Consider the following 301-nt stretch of genomic DNA (forward strand, 5'->3'; position numbering starts at 1 on the left):
CCATCGTGGTGGCCATGGCGCGACGGCTCGGCCTGAACGAGTTGTACGGGCTGGCGCTGGTGACCATTGCCGCCAAGGTTGGCTACATCGCTTCGGTCACCAACCCGCTGGCGCTGCCGATTGCGCAGCCGCTGGCCGGCGTGCCGCTGTTCTCGGGCATCGACATGCGCCTGGCCGTGTTCGTCGTCTTCATGACCATCGGCATCGGCTACTGGCTTTGGCGCGTGCGCCGCTCGGGGCAGGTGACGACCTATGTGCCGACCGAGCACAAGCGCTTGTCGCGCAGCCACGTGGCCGTGCT

At 67.4% G+C, this 301-nt stretch carries 1 pseudogene; it reads left to right on the top strand.

The features are described from left to right. A pseudogene (locus tag RVY79_RS18855) lies at positions 1-301 on the top strand (hypothetical protein); the annotation flags it as partial.

This window comes from Chromohalobacter sp. HP20-39 (assembly GCF_033052815.1).
GTDB lineage: Bacteria > Pseudomonadota > Gammaproteobacteria > Pseudomonadales > Halomonadaceae > Chromohalobacter.